The following is a 17,861-nucleotide window of genomic DNA, read 5'->3' on the forward strand; positions in this document are numbered from 1 at the left end:
GGCGGCCTTCAGCAGCGCCGCCCTCCCCTGGCGGCCATCGAACGGCTGGAGCTTCCGGCCCAGGTGGTGGCGAGTCGCTGGAGCCAGTGGCAGCTGCTGGGGCCTGGAGAGCAGCGGCGCGGATGGGCTTCCGATCGTCCTTTGGGGGTGGTGCTGGAGTTCGGCGCCCTGCGCCAGTGGCTCGCGGATGAAGCCCGCGGCTGGGGCGCTGATCTGCTGCTGGGAGCCACCGCCCAGGGCTGCCAGCCCGTCGCCGCCGGGATGTGCACGCGCCTGCGTCTCCCTGGAGGAGGCCGCACCGAGGTGATCAGTGATTGGGTGGTCGATGCCACCGGTCAGGAGCGAGGGCTGATCGGCGATCCAGCCCCCGGCCGCGATCCACTGGTGGAGGGGCTGGGGGTGGAGTGGCTGATTGAGCTGCCACCGGAACGCTGGCAGCCCTGGGCCGATCGGCTCAGCTTCTGCCTCGGCTCCGACTGGGTTCCCCAGGGCTACGGCTGGGTGTTTCCAATGCAACCGGGCCAGCTCAAGGTGGGTGTGTGCCGCTTGATGGATCCGGCGAGCCCCCAGCCGGCCCTGGGGCCCTTGTTGGCGCGGCTGATCAGCCGATTGGGCCTGGGCGACCACCGGGTGCTGGATCGCCATGGCGGCCTGATCCGCAGCACCATCGGCCGCCGGGAGAGCCATCGTCGCGGCCGTCTGATGGCCCTGGGGGATGCCGTCAGCACCGCCAATCTGTTGGGGGGCGAGGGCATTCGCCACGCCATGACCAGCAGCCAGGTGCTGGCGCCGTTGCTGGCCGAGGCCCTGCGGCACCCGACTCGGGCCGACCATCTGATGGATCTCTATCCGAAACGCCTGCGCCGGGCCCTGGGCTGGCGCTGGGGTCTGAGCGGCCGCCTGGCGCGACGCACCTGGCTGGGCCTGAGGAATTCCCAGGCCGACCGGCGTCTCGACGGGCTGCTGAGGGGTCTTGAACGCAAAAACAGGGCAGAGGATCTCTCTGCCCTGCTGTTTGATTACCGCTTCGAGCGCTATGGGCTGCGGGCGCTGCCTGATCTATTGGGCTGGCGCTGAGGCCAGCCGGGGAGCCCGGATTCAGAGCACGCCGCGGGCGGCCAGGCCCTGGATGGCGCCAATGCCGAAGATGTGCCCCAGGCTGGTGGTGGCCAGCAGAGAAGCGTGGCTCATGCCGCCGAAGAAGGCGGAGTTGGGCAGTTTGGCGCCCACGTTGGGTTGCTGGATGGTGGCCTTGCCGATGCCGATCGCGATCACGTTGGCGACGATCATCACCAGGGCCACTTTCGGCGACCAGGAAAGCGAGGCGGGGGCGATAGCCAGGAGAGGTGTGATCATGGATTGGGGAGCGACGCCCCATCTTCCGGGTCTTCCCCAGCGTGGTGAAGCGCGCTTAAGACTTGTTCATCGCCCAGGAGCACTTCCGGCCGGTGCGATGGCGCTGCGGCGCAGGTTGGCCACGGCGCCGCTCCCCTTGAGCGCGCTGATCGCCAGGTCGATGCGGTCGGTGATCGACCCTGGGAGCTCCGGGCTGTAGGCAAAGGCCTGAGACTCGGGACGGATGCCCCGCATCACCAACTCGAGACGGCTCCGATCCAGTCCCTGGAGCACATACTCCAATTGCAGGTCGTCGGCCAGTACGGCATCGGCGAGCCCGCCCGTGATCAGTCGCCCTGCATCGCTCACCCGCGACAGGGGCACGATCCTGATCGTTGGCTGGGCACCGAGTTGATTGATCTCCACCAGGAGTTGCTCACTAATGCTGCCGGGCCGGGCCGCCACCCGTTTGCCTCCCAGATCCCGAAACGTGCGGATGGTCCCGTCACCGGCCGAAAGGGGGCACGCACGACGTTCACGGTGACATAGCTCACCAGCAGCGAGGCCGCGACGATGCGGATCAGATAACTCAGCAGCACCAAACTGTGGCCCCTCGTGGTGGTGGCCACGGTGTTGGTGCCGGGCCCGGTGGCCAGGATCTGGAAATCCTTGGCGAAACTGCGCCGCCATCCCCTGCGTTTGGTTTCGGGGTTGGACCGGTGCCCTTCGACCCACCACAGGGCCACGGTGACAAGCAGGATGGCCGCCAGAAAACCACCCAGAAGCTGCAGGAGGTCCGGCGCCAACAGGGCGGCCGCGATCGCCTGGCCGAGGGCCAGTCGATCGCGGCGCACCAGCAACGACTGGCCACCTTCCTGGATCGGCAAGCTGAAGCGGTAGCGCTTGAGCCGTTCTGAGGAGATGTTCAGACAGCCCACGGCCACATCGATGACACCGCGATCGGTGGCCTGCAGCAGGGCCGCAGTGGAGGGCCAGGCGCTGAACACGTACGGCAGGCCTTCTCGGCTTGCCAGCTGTTGCCACAACTCCACCGCGAACCCCTTCCAGACGTCGTCCTGCCTGTAGCTGCAGGGCTGGGAGCCATCGGTCACCCCCACGCGCAGCACTGAGGCGGCCCCCGCGCCCGTGCCCGCTGGGGTCAGCATCAGCCCCGTGGCCGTCAGGGCCACCACCAAGCAGCGAAGGCGGTTCATGGATCGATCAGGATTTGGCGCGGGCACTGAACCCCAGCAGCACCAGCAGGTTGCTGAGGGTCAAAAAGGCCTCAGCCCCGCCATGGAGGGGGTCCACATCGGCCAGCTGGGCGCCGTACGTCTGCTGGGCCACCACGGCGGCCACGATCGTGACCGCCACGAACACCAGGGTCATCTGAAAGCCCCGCAGGGCCAGGGGCGGAAAGCGGCCGCTGCGGCTGGCCCACCACAGGAACGCCAGGTAGGGCACCAGGGAGAGCACGAACAGCGGGGCTGGATCGAAGCGGGCCCAGTCGCGCAGCAGGCCGCTGAGAAGCTCATTCATCGGGTCCGCATCAGCTGCCAGGCGGCACCGGCCATGGCCCCATTGCCCACCAAGGTGGTGGCCGCCTGGAACACCACCAGCCCCTGGAGTTCGGCGGCGTTGTCGAACAGGTGCCAGGTGCAGGCGGCCATGGCGCTGACCAGGGCCGGCACCATCGCCAGGGCCAGCCAGGTCCACTCAGGTTCCTGACGCTGACGCCCCCAGTGCTGCACCGCCAGCATCGCCAGGGCCCACTCCAGCACCGAAGTGATGTGGATCCACCAGGTGGGTACCGAAAGGGCGTGCATGGTGCCCCGCACCGACCGTGGTTCGTAATGTACGGAGCCGGAGGGGCTGCTGCGGCCCCGGCTTTGATGCGCCCCTGTTGATGCGGCCCCTGCTCTGTGGCTATTACGGCGAGCACAACCTTGGCGATGACGCCCTGCTGGCGGCCCTGCTGGCCCAGCTTCCGCCCGATCAGCGGCCCCTGGTCACCGCCCACGACCAGGCCCAGGTGCAATCCCGCTTCGGGGTGGACACCTGCCCCCGCCGCCGCCTGAGGGCGGTGTTGTCAGCCCTGAGCGGTTGCGATGCCCTGGTGCTTGGCGGTGGCAGCCTGCTCCAGGACGCCACCAGTTTCCGGAGCCTCGTCTATTACGCGTTGCTGATCGCGGCCGCCCGCCTGCGGGGACGGCCCGTGCTGCTCTGGGCGCAGGGGTTGGGCCCGCTCCATCGGCGCTGCAGCCGCCTGCTGGTGCGGCTGGTGTTGCCCCTCGCCTCGGGGATCAGCTGGCGCGATCCTGCCTCGGCGGCCCTGGCGGCCCGCTGGGGGGTGCGCGCCGCCAGCGGCAGCGACCCGGTCTGGGCGCTGCCCCTCGGCCAGTGGCAGGGGGACGGTGGACCGATCCTGCTCTGCTGGCGATTCAGCCCGCTGCTGGAGAAAGCCCAGTGGCGCCGGCTGCTGGAGGCCCTCGACCAGCTGGCGGAGCAGGCGGATCGGCCGGTGCACTGGCTTCCCTTTCATCAGGATCAGGACGCTGCTCTGCTGGAGGAGCTGAAGCGCAGGGACTGGCTGCCGCCGGCGCTGGCCCGCCGGAGCCAAACCGTGATGGCGGGCAGCCCGGCTGAGGCCATGGCGCTGTTCGAGGGGGCGTCGCTGGTGATTGCGATGCGTCTCCATGCCCTGATCCTGGCGGCTCTCTCGGGGGCCCCCACTGCCGCCCTCAGCTATGACCCCAAGGTGCGGTCGGCCGCCGATGGATTTGATTGCCCCTGTTTGGATCTCGATGGTCCCTTGCAGGTCGTTGAGCTGCTGGGCCGGTGGCAACCGCTGCTGGATCGGCCCACGGATCCGGCCCGGATCGAGACCCTGCGCCAGGCCACTGCCGTGCACCAGCAGTTGCTCCTCGAGGGCCTGCCCCCATCGGCGCCCTGAGCCCCGCCCAGAGCCCAACCCATGGGCGCCATTGGTGATGATGCTTACCAAAGGCCCCCCGGCGCTCTGGTGAACTGTCCTCATGACGCGCACCGTTTCCGTACCTGAACCCCTGACCCCGGCCGGCTCCCTGCTGAACAAGGAGCAGCTGGCCCAACTCAACGTGGGCAGCAATGGCGCCGCCGCCGTGCGGGCCGCCAGCCATCTGGCCTTCATCGTTGTGGCGGGCCTGCTCTGGGGCCAGGTCGGCCTCCCCTGCCCCTGCGTTTGATCGCTCTTGTGGCCCTGGGGGTGGGCCTGGCCACCTGCTTCGCGCCGATGCACGAATGCGGCCACCGCACCGCCTTCGCCGATCGTCGCCTCAACGACGGCGCCGCCTGGCTGGCGGGGCTGCTGAGCTTCTACAACGCCACCTTCTACCGCCGCTACCACCAGTGGCACCACCGCTACACCCACCTCCCTGGGCTCGACCCGGAGCTGGAGGATCCTGCGCCCACCAGCCTCTGGGGCTACGTGCTCGAGATCAGCGGCTGGAACTGGTGGACCGGCAAGCTCCGCAGCCACGGTCGCCAGTTGCTGGGGGCCGATCTCTCGGCCATGCCGTACCTGAGCCCTGAGGTGATCCCCCAGGTGCGCCGCTCGGTGCGCTGGCAGTTTGCCGTCTATGGCGCCCTGGCCCTGCTCTCGCTGCCGGGAGGCAATGGTTTTCTGCTCTGGTACTGGCTGCTGCCGCTGCTGGTGGGTCAGCCGTTCCTGCGGTTCCTGTTGCTGGCCGAGCACGGGGGCTGCAGCTTCGATCGCGACGGCACCACCAACACCCGCACCACACTCACCCTGGCGCCCGTGCGCTGGCTGATGTGGAACATGCCCTTCCATGCCGAGCACCACCTCTATCCCTCGCTGCCGTTCCACGCCCTGCCGGCGGCCCACGTACTCATCGGTCCCCACCTGAAACACCTGGACCGGGGCTATCTGGCGGTGCACCGCTGGTTACTCGGCCGTTTGCCCAGCCTCGGCTTGCCTGGATCGGGCGTCCAGGCGTGAGTGTCAGCTCCGGCAGCTTTGCCCTCGGTGACGTTGAGCTCCAGTGCGGCCGCACGATCCCGCAGGCCCAGCTGAGCTACTGCAGCTTCGGCACCCTGAACGGAGAACGCAGCAACGCCGTGCTGTATCCCACCTCCTACGGCGCCCATCCCGGTGACATCGATTGGGTGGTGGGGCCGGTGCTGAATCCGGATCGTCACTTCATTGTGATCGTCAACATGCTGGGCAACGGGCTGTCCAGCAGCCCAAGCGATGGGGTCATGGGCCTGGCGGAAACCGGATGGGTGGTCTCCCACCGCGACAATGTGAGCGCCCAACGGCGCCTGCTGAGGGAGCAGTTCGGGATTGAGCGGCTGGCGATGATCTACGGCTGGTCCATGGGGCCCAGCAGGGCTACCAATGGGCGGTGGACCATCCCGAGGCGGTGGAGAGGCTCTGCTGCCTCTGCGGCACGGCCCGCACCTCCCCCACAACCAGCTGTTCCTGCTCAGCCTGCGCCAGGCCCTCACCGCCGATCCCCACTGGACGGGTGAGGGCTTCGATGGCGAACCGCTCCAGGGGCTATGCACCTTTGCCCTGATCTATGCCAGCTGGGCCGCCAGCCAGCGTTTCTACGGCGAAGGCCATCACCTGGCGGAAGGTCCGATCAGCCTGGGCGACTACGTCGAGACCCGCTGGCTGCCCGCCTACCGGCGCCATGACCCCCGCAACCTGATCGCCATGCTCGACACCTGGCTCGCCCATGACGTGGCCGCTGGAGCGCCCCACCAGGGCGATCTGGCCGCCGCCCTGGGCTCAATCCGTGCCCGCACCGCCGTGGTGGCCGGCCGTCACGACCTCTATTTCACGGTGGATGACATGGCCACCGAGGCGGCCCTGATCCCCGGCGCCCAGTTCGAGGTGATCGAGTCGGTGCTGGGCCACCGGGCCGGCAACCCCGCGACAGCCCGCCTGAGCAGGCCCAGCTGCGGGCGGCCGTGGAGCGGCTGTGGGCTCTGCCCTCACCGCTCTGAGCTTTTTCCCCTTTCCTTCATCTCCGCCGCTTTTCCGTCATGAGCCTTCAGGCCTACGCCCACACCAACGGCATCGCCCACTTCCTGGTGTCGTTCACCGATTTGTTCGGGGTGCAGCGGGCCAAGTTGGTGCCCGCCAGCGCCATGGCGGCGATGGAGCGCGGTGGGGCCGGTTTTGCGGGCTTCGCCGCCTGGCTGGATCTCTCCCCGCCGATGGCGATGTGCTCGCCATCCCGGATCCCAGCAGCCTGATGCCCCTGCCCTGGCAGCCGGATGTGGCCTGGGTGGCGGGTGATCTGGCGCTCGATGGGGTGGCGATGGAGCAATCGCCGCGCCAGGTGCTCAAGCGACAGCTGGAGCGGGCCGAACGGCTGGGCTTCAGCCTCCGCAGTGGCGTGGAGGCTGAGTTCTTTCTGCTCGATTCCAGCGGCGAGGCCCTCCTCGATGCGGGCGATCGCCAGAGCAAGCCCTGCTACGACCAGCTGGCGCTGATGCGTCAGCTGCCTTTGGTGGCCGAATTACTGGGGTCGATGGAGACCCTCGGATGGGGGCCCTATCAGGCCGACCACGAGGATGCCAACGGCCAGTTCGAGCTGAACTGGACCTTCGACCACGGCCTGGTCACGGCCGATCGCCACGCCTTCTTCAAGGTGATGGTGAAGACCCTGGCGGAGCGCCATGGGGGCCGGGCGACGTTCATGCCCAAGCCCTTCGGTGGCCTCACCGGCAACGGCTGCCACTGCCACATCTCCCTTTGGGATGCCCAGGGCCGCAACCTGTTCCATGACCCGGCCGGTGAACTGGGGCTCTCGGCCCTGGCCTACCACTTCCTGGCGGGCCTGATGGATCATTCCCCCGCCCTCAGCTGTCTCACCAACCCCACGGTCAACAGTTACCGCCGCCTGGCGGCGCCCCCCACCAGCTCCGGCGCCACCTGGTCGCCGGGGGCATCAGCTACAGCGGCAACAACCGCACCCACATGGTGCGCATCCCCGATGACCAGCGCCTGGAGCTGCGCCTGCCCGATGGGGCCGCCAACCCCTACCTGCTGCAGGCGGTGATCCTGGCGGCAGGCCTCGATGGCATCGAGCGCCAGCTGGATCCAGGCCCCCGCTCCGACAACGACAGCTACGCCGACCCCGGCGCCGGCCCCGTGCAGCGCCCCCTGCCCGGCAACCTCGGAGAAGCCCTGGCGGCCTTCGCCGCCGACGGCCGCCTGCGCCAGAGCCTCGGTGAACCCTTCTGCCGGGCCTACGAGCGTCTGCGGGGGCGCCAGTGGCAGCAGTTCAACAGTGAGGTCAGCTCCTTGGAGCGGGAGCACACCCTCGATTGTTGATTCAAATTCTTGAGCCTCTCGGTTGGTCGGCTGCCCTGGGGCTGGCCCTGCTTCTGCTTCTGCTGGAAATTCGCTTTGGCAACGCCCCACGCCTCCAGGCCCTGCCGGCCGAGGGCACCACTGAGCCGGCTGTGCAATGCGGAACCTTCCTGCGCGTCGTTGTACCGGTGTTCAACGAACGGGACAATGTCGTTGATTGCCTCGAAGCCATTCTTGCCAACCGGGATCCCGGTCTGCCCTGGGAGTTGGTGGTGATGGACGACGGTTCCAGCGATGGCACCGTTGATCTGGCCTCCGAAGCGATCCGCCTGCGTACGGAGCCTCTTCCCCTGGTGCGGATCCTTGAGGCTGGACCCCGTCCCCCAGGGGAGCGCTGGTGTGGCAAGAACTGGCCCGCCAGCAGGGCGGCGGCGTTGCCTTGGCCCCCGGAGATCCCTCCGGCCAGTGGTTGCTGTTCCTGGACGCCGATGTGCGCCTGGATCCCGAGGCCCTGGCGGCTGCTCTCTTTGAGGCTTCAGGTTCAGCCGGAGCCCTGGGGAGAGGTCGGGCGCCGATCTGCTCACCCTGGCACCTCGGCTCGTCTGTGGCTGCCTGGCCGAGTGGCTGGTGCAGCCGATTGTGGCCAGCCTGCTCGGTCTGGCATTTTCGTTGGAAGAGAGCAACGATCCCTCCGAGACCACCGCCTTCGCGGCTGGCCCCTTCATGCTGTTTCGTCGCAGGGCCTATGAGGCGATCGGTGGCCATGGCGCCGTGGCCGCAGAGGTGGTTGAAGACCTGGCCCTGGCCAGGGCGATCAAGACCAGCGGCCACCGGCTGCGCTATCTGATCGGTACCGAGCTGGTGGCGGTGCGGATGTACCGCAACCTGGCGGCCCTCTGGGAGGGCTGGACCAAGAACTGGTACCTGGGCCTTGATCGCAACCCCGCCGCAGCCCTTGGCAGTGCGGGACTGGTGCTGCTGTTGTACACGGTGCCCTGGGCGCTCCTTCCCCTGACCGTGATGGACCCTGCCCTGGCGGCACCCTGTGGCCTCGCGATCGCCCTGCAACTGTCCTTGCGCGTTTGGAGCCGGCTCCGTTTCGGCACACCGATCACCTACTGGTGGCTTGCCGCCCTGGGGGGCTGCTGATCGCCCTGATTGTGCCGGCCTCGATCTGGAAGACGGTCACGGGTCGGGGCTGGACCTGGCGGGGCCGCTCCCTGGCCTGAACTCGGCGGAGCTCAGCCCACCAGCTGGCCGCTGCGATCGAGCACAGCCCGGTCGATCGAGCTGCCGCTGCTGTCCCAGGCCTGGATCTCGAGCTGGTTCCCACGGGCACTCAGCTCCGCGAAGCTGTGCACGCTGATCGCCCGGGCCGTGTTCCCATTGGGGTTCACATCGCGCAGGTAGGCCCCGCCGCCGCCGACCACCAGGTAGGTGGTGCCGGCGATCGGCTTGGTGCGCTCGTAGTTGTGGTCATGGCCGTTGATGTAGAGCTGCACGCCGTGGCGGCGGAACAGGGGGCCGAGTCGAGCCTGGGCCGCCCCGTCGTTGCCGTAGTAGCCCGAGGAATAGATCGGGTGGTGGCCGACCACCACTTTCCAGGGAGCGGCGCTGGCGGCCAGGGCCTGCTGGAGCCAGGGCAACTGGCGGCCCCAGTCGGCGTTGACATTGGTGTCGAGCATGAAGAACTCCACCGGCCCCCGGCGCAGGTTGTACCAGCGGCCCTTCATCCCGAAGGGCGGATAGGCCACCTGGGGATTGCCGTTGCCGGTGCGGATGTCGTGGTTGCCGAGCACCGCATGGAAGGGCACACCGGCCTCCAAAAGAGATTTGTAGGGGATGGTGAACATGTCCTTGATCTGGGCGATGTCACCGTTCGGGTAAATGTTGTCGCCGCCGAGCACCACCAGATCCACCGGCCGCTGGCGGTGCACCGCCGCCATCCGGGCCCCCACGGCCCGCTGCGCCGAGTTGCCGCCGCCGGTATCAGCCACGGCGAGCCAGCGCAGTTCAGCGGCGCTGGAGCTGGAGTCTGTGGGCGCACCAACCGGGATCGCCAGGGCGTCCTCGCTGCCGGCGCCTCGCCGCAGCAGCAGCCCAGCGGTCAGCCCGCCGCCCAGGAGCAGCCGCAAAGGTTTCGGCGGCTGATGAGCCTGGGTTCCACGCGATGAGTGCAGGGGCCTCCACGCTATCGGTGTGGACTGGCGGGCGATCCGCTCAGCTATTGGCCTGCAGTTGCTGGAGGGCAGCGAGCACCTCCTGGCTGTGGCCGCTGGGCCGCACCGCCCGCCAGCTGGCCCGCAGCACCCCTTGGGGATCAATCAGAAAGGTGTGGCGCTGGGAGAAGGGGGCGATCCAGCTGCCGTAGGCCGAGCTCAGCGTTCCGCCAGGGTCGGACAGCAGGGGGTAGGCGAGCTTCTCACTGCCGCAGAAGGCGGCATGGGAGTCGGGGTCATCGGCGCTGACGCCCACCACCTCAGCGCCTGCGGCATGGAAGGCCGCCAGATCCCGCTGGAAACCACGGGCTTCGAGCGTGCAACCGGAGGTGAAATCCTTGGGGTAGAAGTAGAGAACCAGCCAGCGGCCGGCGAACTCCCCCAAGCTCCTGTGGGCCTCCACCGCCTCACCGGCCTCGGGCACCACTCCGGCCAGGTCAAAGTCGGGGGCTGGTTGATCCAGCTCCGGCCATAGGCCGCCAAGGGAAAGGGCCTGCGGCGGAAACGCCAGCAGGCCCAGGGTGGTGAGGCCGAGGCTGCCAAGCAGCTGACGACGGTTCATGGCGTTCAGATCAGGCGAGATGCCGATGGCAGCCGGCGCTGCTCAGATCTTGGCGAGGTTGATGCCCAGCTCCTTGGCGTAGGCACCCAGGCCCTTCTTCTGGATGGTGCGCAGGGTGCGGGTGGCAACCCGCAGCTTCACCCAACGGTTGCCCTCGGCCCACCAGAGGCGGCGTTCCTGCAGGTTCACCTGCTGGAGTTTCTTGGTGCGCACGTGGGAATGGCTGACAGCCATGCCGTTGTTGGCGCGCTTGCCGGTGAGCTGACAAACCCGGGACATGACTTCAACCGATACAACTGGACTGGGCAGAAAAACCCGAACTGGGATCTTAACAACTGACCGGCGGGGCCTCTGGGCCCGTCGTTGGGGCCAGGGGCGCTTAGAAGCCCCGTTCCATCAGCCGGCCCATCAGATCGGCGCTGCGTTGCTGGAAGCCCGCCAGTTGGTTGGGCTCCAGGCCCCCCACCGCCAGGCGGGCCAGTTCGTAGATGTGGCGGCCCAGGTCATCGGCCAGCTGCTGGCTGGGGGAGCTGCCGCCGCTGCCCGTGAGCACGGCGCCGCTGGAGAGCTTGAGCAGGCCGGCCACCAGCGGGTGACGGCGATTGACCACCAGCACGTGGTGCTCGGGCAGGCCAGGCAGACGCTGCTCCATCAGGGCGCCGATGTCGTTGAGGCGGCGCATCTGCTCCGGCAGCAGGATCAGGGCCGCCGGGGCCGTCTCGCCCTTGAGGGCCTGCACCTGGATGGTCACCTTGTCGTTGGCCAGGGCCGCTTTGAACAGATCGCGCAGCTTCTCGGAGCCCTCCTTGCCTTCGGCATCGGCCAGCTCGCTGTCCTGCTCCTGGATGCTGCTGTCGAGCTCGGCGTCCACCCGCTGGAACTTGAGCTCGTTGTGGCGGTCTTCCAGCCAGGGGATGAACTGGGCGTCAATCACCGTGTCCGCCAGGAGCACCTCGGCCCCCTGGCCCTTCCAGAGCGCCAGGGCACCGGCCTGGCCCGCCTCATCGGTGCAGTAAAGGATGCGCTGGGCGTTGGCCTCAGGGAGCCGGCTGCGGTAGCCGGCCAGGGTGGTGTAGGCCTTGCCGCGGCCGTCCGGGATCGGATCGATGGGCTGGTCCGCCTGATCGGCCCAGGCATCGCCTGTGCTGTCTGGGGCGCCTTCGGCGTCGCCGCTGGCCTCGGGCTGGGCGGGCTGTTCCTGCAGCGGAGCGGTGGTGCCGAACAGCACAAGATCCGCCACCTGCTCGGCGAATTTGTCGTCTTCCAGGGCGCCGATCTTGATGAACGGGGCCAGGCCCTCCCAGATCTCGGCGTAGCGCCTGGGATCATCGCGGTGCAGCTCCTTGAGCCGGTCACCCACCTTCTTGGCCACGAAACCGCCGATTGAGCGCACCCGGCGGTCGGTCTGCAGGGCGCTGCGGCTCACGTTGAGCGGGATGTCGGGGGAATCGATCACGCCGCGCAGGGGGAGCAGGTAGCGGGGCACCACCTCCTTGATCGAATCGCTGACGAACACCTGATTGCAATACAGACGGATCTCGCCCTTCTCCCAGTCACCGCGCCCGGTGAGTTTGGGGAAAAACAGGATGCCCTGCAGGGTGTAGGGGTAGTCGGTGTTCAGGTGCACCCAGAGCAGTGGGTCCCCCTGGAATGGGTAGAGGTAGCGGTAGAGCTCGATGTAGTCGTTGTCAGTGAGGTCGCGGGGGCTCTGGCGCCACGGAGCCAGGCGCTTGTTGACGGTTTCCCCTCGAGCTGCACCTCCACGGGCATGAAGTCGCAGTAGGTGGTGATCAAGGCGCGGATCCGGGCCGGCTCGATGTACTCCAGCTCCTCCTCCTGCAGGTGCAGGATCACGTCGGTGCCCGCTGCGCTGCGCTCGCCCGCATCGAGGCTGAAGTTGGGGGAGCCGTCGCAGCTCCAGCGCACGGCCTCGGCGCCTGGTTTGGCGCTCAGGCTCACCAACTCCACCCGGGCGGCCACCATGAAACTGGAGTAGAAGCCCAGGCCGAAGTGGCCGATGATCGCGTCGTCTTCGCGCTTGTACTTCTCGAGGAACTCCTCGGCGCTGGAGAAAGCTACCTGGTTGATGTAACGCTTCACCTCATCGGCGCTCATGCCGATGCCGTTGTCGCTGATGGTGAGCGTCTTCGCCTCGCGATCGATGCTGATGGCGATGCGGCCCTCATCGCCCTCGCTGCAGTCGCCGGCCATGGCGGCCATGCGCCGCTTGCTGATCGCATCCATCCCGTTGCTCACCAGCTCCCGCAGGAACACCTCATGGCCCGAATAGACGGCCTTTTTGATGATCGGGAAGATGTTCTCGGTGTGGATCTGGATCTGACCCTGTTCCTGGAGAACGGCCATGGCTGCAGCGTTTCCGCTCTGTGGTGAGGCGACCTTACGGAGCGGCCGCGCTGGCGCTCAAGGGCGGCCAGGGACGGGTCACCGAACCACCCCCGTGACCACCCGCGGTCGGCCTCGGCCGCCTCAGCCCCGGCGCTGCAGCTGCGGTTGTTCCTCGGGCACGATCGCCCCCTCCACCGGACACACCTGCAAGCAGATGCCGCAGTCGATGCAGGTGTCGAAATCGATCCAGAAAAAGCCCGTCCCCTTGCGGTTGGCGCCACTGCCGGGGTGGATGCAGGCCACCGGGCAGGCGTCCACGCAGTCGGCCACACCCTCGCAGACATCGGTGAGGATCGTGTGGGCCATGAACAGACGGCAAAGGCCGTCGATCCTAGGCAGCCAGCCAGAGCGCTGAACGGGCCCCCCGGGAGGCCGCCAGCCGTTCGGCCTCCGCCTGGCTCGGGCAGGGTTCGCTCAGCAGTTCGGCCGCCGTGCCTTCGCTGTGAAGCTGCTGCAGCCGGTCGAGGGCGGCGCTCAGCAGGTCGGCATCGGCGTAGGCCACCAGCAGCGGGCCGCCGGCGCTGGGCTCAGGGCCATGGCCCGTCAGCAATTCGCGGATGTCCTCGATCTGGAAACTGAAGCCCACCCCCGCGGCCGGGCTGCCCCCGAAACGACTCACCAGGGCGTCGTAGCGGCCACCGCTGGCGATCGCCACCGGCGCTTCGGTGCCGCGGCAGACCAGCTGGAGCACCAGCCCGTCATAGAGATCGAACTGAGGCTGGAAGCTGGGGTCGAGCTGCAGGCACACCCCGAGCCGTTCCGCCATCGGAGCGATGCTGCCGATCACAGCGCCCAGATCCCTGAGCAGCGGACTGGGCCCCAGCAGTTGCTCCAGTTGGTAGAGCACCGCCGTGGGCTCCCCCGCAGGCGCATGAGCTGCTGCAGGGCCTGGCGGTCGCTCGCCTCGAGCGGCAGGGCCGCCAGGGCGAGGGGATCGAAGCCGGTCAGGGCTTTGCGGGCGGCGGTGCGCTGCTCGGCTGGGACGCGCGCCAGCAGGGTCGTGAGCAGGCCATGGTGGCCCAGCAGCAGCCGGGATTGATGGCGCTCGTCAAGGCCCAGGGCTTCGATGCAGGCCAGCAGCAGCCTCAGCAGTTCGGCATCGGCGGCGGCGGCGGCAACCCCCAGCAGTTCCACGCCGCTCTGCAGCTGTTCCTGCACCCGCTGGCTGCCGGAATCGCCGATGAAGCTGCGGAAGGTGGCGCCGCTGGCCCAGAGGCGCAGGGGCCGGGGCCGGCCCGCCAGCCGAGTGGAGGCGGCACGGGCGATCGAGGCGGTCATCTCCGGACGCAGCCCCAGGGGCTCGTCGCTCACCAGCCGCACCACCTCCCGGCCATCGATGGCGCCGCCCGCCGCGAAGGTTTCGAGCCGCTCGATGCTGGGGGGGCCACCTCCTGGTACCCCCACAAGCGGTAGACCGCCGCGAGCCGCTCGCGCAGGCGGCGGTTGCCATCCACCTCCCATGGGTTGAGATCCCTGGCTCCGGCGGCAGGTTGCAGGGCCATGGGACAAGGGGGAGGGGGCTGTGTTGGCGATCCTATGGAGCGTCCAGTTCCGGGGCGCCGAAGCTGGCCCCGTCCAGGGGTCTGATGGCGGAAAGCCCCTCCACCAGGGCTCTATGGAGCCCTGGGGCGCAGGCGATCAGGCGGCCTTCGCCCAGCTCCAGGGGGCTGCCGTCGTAGCGGCTGACGATGCCGCCGGCCTGCTCCACCAGCGCCACTCCGGCGGCGAGGTCCCAGGGGGAGAGGCCGCGCTCCCAGTAGCCATCAAGACGCCCGGCGGCCACGTAGGCCAGATCGAGGGCGGCGGCACCGGCCCGGCGTACGCCGCGGCTGCGGTGGGTGAACCAGCAGAACTCGGCGTAGTTGTTGTCCAGCCGTGTGTGCCGGTCGTAGGCGAAGCCCGTGGCCAGCAGGGACGACCCCAGTTCTTCGCAACCGCTCACCGCCAGGCGGTTGTCGTTGCACCATGCCCCCAGGCCCGGGGCGGCCCAGAAGAACTGCTCCAGGGCCGGGGCCGCCAGGGCCCCCAACAGGGGCTGACCCCTCCAGGTGAGACCTACCGAGGTGGCGAAAAGGGGAAGCCGTGGGCGAAGTTGGTGGTGCCATCGAGGGGATCAACGCACCACTGTAGATCGCTTTTCAACGCGCTTTGGCCGGTTTCTTCCGCGAGTACCCCCAGTTCAGGGGTCTGGGCGCTCAGTAACTCCAGAACGGCCGTCTCGGCGGCCTCATCGGCTTCGGTGACCAGATCCCCGGCCCGGCCCTTCTCACGGATGCGCTCCAGCCGGCCGAGGTGCTCCCGAAGGGCCAGCGAACCTGCCTGGGCGGCGGCGCGGGCCACCTCCGCCAGGCGCTCGATTTCCAGTGCCGTCAGTCCCGCCGCTGCAGCGGCCTGATCTGAAAGTCTCATTCGTCGTCGAGGGGCAGGCCGGCCCGCACCTTGCCCCGGCCGAAATGGCGCCCGAACTGGAGCTCGTAGACCTCGTCTTCGTCGGTGGTCTCCACCTCCAGGGGGCCCAGGGCCCTGGCCACGCAGAGCAGGCCGTAGCCCCTGTTGCGCAGCGCCTGGGAGATGCCGAGTGACTCCCGCTGGTCGATGCTGCCGCTGAGCACCCGCACCGCGCAGGCGGTGCAGCAGCCGTTACGGCAGCTGAAGGGCAGCGGTTCGCCCTGGGACTCGAAGCTGCGCAGGATGTACTCCCCTTCCGGCACCTCCAGCACAATCGTGCGCCCGGCCTGGCGGTGATGCACGGTGATCGGGAATCGCCGCACGGTCTGGACCTCGAACATGGGCTGGGAAGCGCCGATGGCGCCCGAGTGGTGAGAAGGCCTGCTGCTAGATTGCCTTCTGCCCCATTTAAGCCCCTGGAGAGGTGGCCGAGTGGTCGAAGGCGCAGCACTGGAAATGCTGTATAGGGGCAACTCTATCGAGGGTTCGAATCCCTCCTCTCCGTTGAAAACCGGCCCAAGGGCCGGTTTTTTTATGGCGATCACTGTTGGCATCCGGGCCAAGGGTGGAGCCTGTTGAAGGCTGGAACTTGGCCCCATGGGTATCAAGGAGAGCGGCGTCTTGTTGCGCCTTCATGATCACCGCAGCCCGATCATCAAGAGCCGTTGATGAATCGCGACTGTTGTGAGTGGCTTTAAGTTATTGATTGTGCCCTGGCCTCTGTCAGCTTCCCTGGATGGCCGATCAGCGCTCATCTCGCCTGCCTGGCCTGGTCATCGGTAGGACGCGGGGCCGTCAGCCGAAGCGGCCGCTGACGTAGTCCAGGGTGGCTTGCTGGGCGGGGGAGTTGAAGATCGCTTCCGTTTCGGCGAACTCCACCAGATAACCGATCTTGCCGCTGCCGCCTTCCACCGCTTCGGCGTTGAAGAAGGCCGTTTGATCCGACACACGCACGGCCTGCTGCATGTTGTGGGTCACGATCACAATCGTGTAGTTCTTCTTGAGCTCGTGCATCATCTCCTCGATCTTCAAGGTGGAAATCGGATCAAGGGCCGAGCAGGGTTCATCCATCAGAATCACTTCGGGCTCTACGGAAATCGCCCGGGCGATGCAGAGACGCTGTTGCTGGCCGCCGGAGAGGGAATAGCCACTCTCTTTGAGCTTGTCCTTGGTTTCATCCCAGATCGCCGCTTTGCGCAGGGAACGCTCCACCAGTTCGTCCATGTCGCCGCGGTAGCCATGGATGCGGGCGCCGAAGGCGATGTTTTCGTAGATCGATTTGGGGAAGGGGTTCGGACGCTGAAACACCATGCCGATGCGCCGCCGCACCTCGACGGGATCGACGTTGGGGGCATAGAGATCGTGGCCCTCGAACACCACTCGGCCCTTGAGGCTGCAACCCTCGATCAGATCATTCATGCGGTTGAGACCGCGCAGCACCGTCGATTTCCCGCAGCCTGAGGGCCCGATGAAGGCCGTCACCTGGCCCTTGGGGATCTCCATGAAGACGTTGCGCACGGCCTCGAAGCTGCCGTAACTGATCGAGACGTTCTCCAGGGACATGCAGATGTCCGAATTGGCCGTCGACTGGGGGCTGAGGGAGGTGGCGGTCATGACACAGAGGAATGGAAGTGTGGGGAGCGGTGAACGGGGAGCGGCCTTTAGGTTGAGGAGGCGAAGCGGCTCAACCAGCGGGCAAGCAGATTGGCCGCCAGGATCAGGACCACCAGCACGAAGGAAGCAGCCCAGGCCAGGGCGTTCTGGGCCTCGTAAGGCATGATCGCGAAGTTGAAGATCAGCACCGACATGGTGGCGATCGGCTTGAGCAGACCCTCAGCCCAGAAGGGAGAGAACAGGGCCGTGAAGATCAACGGAGCGGTTTCACCCGCCGCCCTGGCAATGCCCAGCACCACACCGGTGGCAATCGGGGTGAAGGCAGTGGGCAGGGTGATCCGGGTGATGGTGACGAACTTGGAAGCACCCACGCCGATGGCGCCCATGCGCAGCTCCTGGGGCACCAGCTTGAGGCCCTCGTCGGTGGTCTTGATCACCGTGGGCAGCATCAGTACCGAGAGAGCAATGCCTCCGGCCACAGCGCTGTAACTCTCGCCGAAGAGGATTCGGGTCGAGACGATCAGGCCGTAGATGAACACCCCGCAGATGATCGAGGGCACGCCAGCCAGCACGTTGGTGCCGAAACGCACGAAGCTCTGGAACCAGCCGCCCTTGGAGTACTCCGCCAGGTAGATCCCACCGCCGACGCCGACAGGAATGGCGATCAACGAGGCCACCAGGGTGACCAGGAAGGTGCCGAGGATGGCGTTGCCGATGCCGCCGCCCTCGGTGCCGGGGGCGGGAGGAGCTGCGTGAGCAGACCAATGCTGATAAGTGAGCCGCCTTTGATCAGCACGTACAAAAGCACCAGCACCAGAGGCAAAACGGCGATCAGGGAGAACAGGCCGGTGAGAAAGGTGAAAAGAGGTTCCAGCGGTTGCGCCCGAGTTCTGGCTGCTTGTGCAGCGACTGCCGGTCGAACAGCTTTTCGGTGGAGGCGTAGGCCATGGGT

The 17,861-nt window shown here is 67.6% G+C and carries 18 protein-coding genes, 1 tRNA gene and 5 pseudogenes; 9 read left to right on the forward strand and 15 right to left on the reverse strand.

Translation table 11 applies throughout. The features are described 5' to 3' along the window. Positions 1-63: 63 nt before the first annotated feature. Positions 64-1,077 carry an NAD(P)/FAD-dependent oxidoreductase gene (locus tag AAF143_RS11620; protein WP_414027538.1) on the forward strand — a complete coding sequence of 338 codons (1,014 nt, stop codon included), beginning with the start codon at positions 64-66 and terminating at the stop codon, positions 1,075-1,077. Positions 1,078-1,098: 21 nt separating this feature from the next. On the opposite strand, the gene psaK is transcribed toward AAF143_RS11620, so the two are convergent. The 5 genes from psaK to AAF143_RS11645 form a co-directional block, all read right to left on the reverse strand. Next, positions 1,099-1,356: a photosystem I reaction center subunit PsaK gene (gene psaK, locus AAF143_RS11625; RefSeq protein WP_255007389.1), complete on the reverse strand. Its 258-nt coding sequence runs from the start codon at positions 1,354-1,356 to the stop codon at positions 1,099-1,101. 66 nt (positions 1,357-1,422) lie between these two features. Further along, positions 1,423-1,719: a hypothetical protein gene (locus AAF143_RS11630; protein WP_414027072.1), complete on the reverse strand. Its 297-nt coding sequence runs from the start codon at positions 1,717-1,719 to the stop codon at positions 1,423-1,425. Next, positions 1,701-2,549, reverse strand: coding sequence for a transporter substrate-binding domain-containing protein (locus AAF143_RS11635; RefSeq protein ID WP_414027073.1), 849 nt, complete (start codon positions 2,547-2,549; stop codon positions 1,701-1,703). The genes AAF143_RS11630 and AAF143_RS11635 overlap by 19 nt, the downstream gene beginning before the upstream one ends. A 7-nt stretch (positions 2,550-2,556) precedes the next feature. Beyond that, positions 2,557-2,874, reverse strand: a complete 318-nt coding sequence (locus AAF143_RS11640) for a DUF3593 domain-containing protein (protein ID WP_255007392.1) — start codon at positions 2,872-2,874, stop codon at positions 2,557-2,559. Then, positions 2,871-3,161, reverse strand: coding sequence for a DUF2499 domain-containing protein (locus AAF143_RS11645; RefSeq protein WP_255007393.1), 291 nt, complete (start codon positions 3,159-3,161; stop codon positions 2,871-2,873). Before AAF143_RS11645 ends, AAF143_RS11640 begins: the two co-directional genes overlap by 4 nt. 17 nt (positions 3,162-3,178) lie before the next feature. On the opposite strand from AAF143_RS11645, the gene csaB reads away from it, so the two are divergent. The 7 genes and pseudogenes from csaB to AAF143_RS11680 all read left to right on the forward strand — a co-directional run bounded on the left by csaB (position 3,179) and on the right by AAF143_RS11680 (position 8,809). Then, positions 3,179-4,288 carry a polysaccharide pyruvyl transferase CsaB gene (gene csaB / locus AAF143_RS11650; protein WP_414027074.1) on the forward strand — a complete coding sequence of 370 codons (1,110 nt, stop codon included), beginning with the start codon at positions 3,179-3,181 and terminating at the stop codon, positions 4,286-4,288. 82 nt (positions 4,289-4,370) lie between these two features. Continuing rightward, positions 4,371-4,559 (forward strand): hypothetical protein, encoded by a 189-nt coding sequence (locus AAF143_RS11655; RefSeq protein ID WP_414027075.1) that lies wholly within the window; start codon positions 4,371-4,373, stop codon positions 4,557-4,559. Then, positions 4,556-5,332: a fatty acid desaturase gene (locus tag AAF143_RS11660; protein WP_414027076.1), complete on the forward strand. Its 777-nt coding sequence runs from the start codon at positions 4,556-4,558 to the stop codon at positions 5,330-5,332. The genes AAF143_RS11655 and AAF143_RS11660 overlap by 4 nt, the downstream gene beginning before the upstream one ends. A 399-nt stretch (positions 5,333-5,731) precedes the next feature. Continuing rightward, positions 5,732-6,388, forward strand: coding sequence for a hypothetical protein (locus AAF143_RS11665; RefSeq protein WP_414027077.1), 657 nt, complete (start codon positions 5,732-5,734; stop codon positions 6,386-6,388). Continuing rightward, a pseudogene (gene glnT, locus AAF143_RS11670) lies at positions 6,385-7,681 on the forward strand (type III glutamate--ammonia ligase). The gene AAF143_RS11665 and the pseudogene glnT overlap by 4 nt, the downstream one beginning before the upstream one ends. 167 nt (positions 7,682-7,848) lie before the next feature. Next, entirely contained in the window at positions 7,849-8,409 is a 561-nt protein-coding gene (locus tag AAF143_RS11675) for a glycosyltransferase (protein ID WP_414027495.1), read from the forward strand. Continuing rightward, entirely contained in the window at positions 8,297-8,809 is a 513-nt protein-coding gene (locus AAF143_RS11680) for a glycosyltransferase (protein WP_414027496.1), read from the forward strand. Before AAF143_RS11675 ends, AAF143_RS11680 begins: the two co-directional genes overlap by 113 nt. Positions 8,810-8,901: 92 nt before the next feature. Here the strand turns inward: AAF143_RS11680 and AAF143_RS11685 are convergent, their stop codons facing one another. From AAF143_RS11685 to AAF143_RS11720, 8 genes and pseudogenes are all read right to left on the reverse strand, one after another. Next, positions 8,902-9,795, reverse strand: a complete 894-nt coding sequence (locus AAF143_RS11685) for a metallophosphoesterase (RefSeq protein WP_261358878.1) — start codon at positions 9,793-9,795, stop codon at positions 8,902-8,904. Between the two features lie 85 nt (positions 9,796-9,880). Beyond that, positions 9,881-10,441, reverse strand: coding sequence for a peroxiredoxin (locus AAF143_RS11690; RefSeq protein WP_255007403.1), 561 nt, complete (start codon positions 10,439-10,441; stop codon positions 9,881-9,883). Between the two features lie 42 nt (positions 10,442-10,483). Next, positions 10,484-10,720 carry a 50S ribosomal protein L28 gene (rpmB, locus tag AAF143_RS11695; protein ID WP_254939771.1) on the reverse strand — a complete coding sequence of 79 codons (237 nt, stop codon included), beginning with the start codon at positions 10,718-10,720 and terminating at the stop codon, positions 10,484-10,486. Between the two features lie 100 nt (positions 10,721-10,820). Next, a pseudogene (gene htpG / locus AAF143_RS11700) lies at positions 10,821-12,805 on the reverse strand (molecular chaperone HtpG). Between the two features lie 123 nt (positions 12,806-12,928). Continuing rightward, a complete protein-coding gene (locus tag AAF143_RS11705; RefSeq protein WP_255007405.1) occupies positions 12,929-13,153 on the reverse strand; it encodes an indolepyruvate ferredoxin oxidoreductase subunit alpha in 225 nt (74 codons plus the stop codon). A 25-nt stretch (positions 13,154-13,178) separates the two neighbouring features. Next, positions 13,179-14,349: pseudogene (locus AAF143_RS11710) on the reverse strand (ATP phosphoribosyltransferase regulatory subunit). A gap of 32 nt (positions 14,350-14,381) precedes the next feature. After that, positions 14,382-15,256 (reverse strand): annotated as a pseudogene (locus tag AAF143_RS11715) (inositol monophosphatase family protein). Further along, a complete protein-coding gene (locus AAF143_RS11720; RefSeq protein ID WP_255007411.1) occupies positions 15,253-15,636 on the reverse strand; it encodes a 2Fe-2S iron-sulfur cluster-binding protein in 384 nt (127 codons plus the stop codon). The pseudogene AAF143_RS11715 and the gene AAF143_RS11720 overlap by 4 nt, the downstream one beginning before the upstream one ends. 77 nt (positions 15,637-15,713) lie before the next feature. Here AAF143_RS11720 and AAF143_RS11725 point away from each other — a divergent pair. Then, positions 15,714-15,799: transfer RNA gene (locus AAF143_RS11725), tRNA-Ser, on the forward strand. Between the two features lie 291 nt (positions 15,800-16,090). Here AAF143_RS11725 and pstB read toward each other — a convergent pair. Together pstB and pstA are read right to left on the reverse strand one after the other, a co-directional pair. After that, positions 16,091-16,909 carry a phosphate ABC transporter ATP-binding protein PstB gene (gene pstB, locus AAF143_RS11730; RefSeq protein ID WP_255007412.1) on the reverse strand — a complete coding sequence of 273 codons (819 nt, stop codon included), beginning with the start codon at positions 16,907-16,909 and terminating at the stop codon, positions 16,091-16,093. Positions 16,910-16,956: 47 nt separating this feature from the next. Next, positions 16,957-17,857 (reverse strand): annotated as a pseudogene (gene pstA / locus AAF143_RS11735) (phosphate ABC transporter permease PstA). Positions 17,858-17,861: the final 4 nt, after the last annotated feature.

The organism is Cyanobium sp. ATX-6F1 (genome assembly GCF_047395825.1).
Lineage (GTDB): Bacteria > Cyanobacteriota > Cyanobacteriia > PCC-6307 > Cyanobiaceae > ATX-6F1.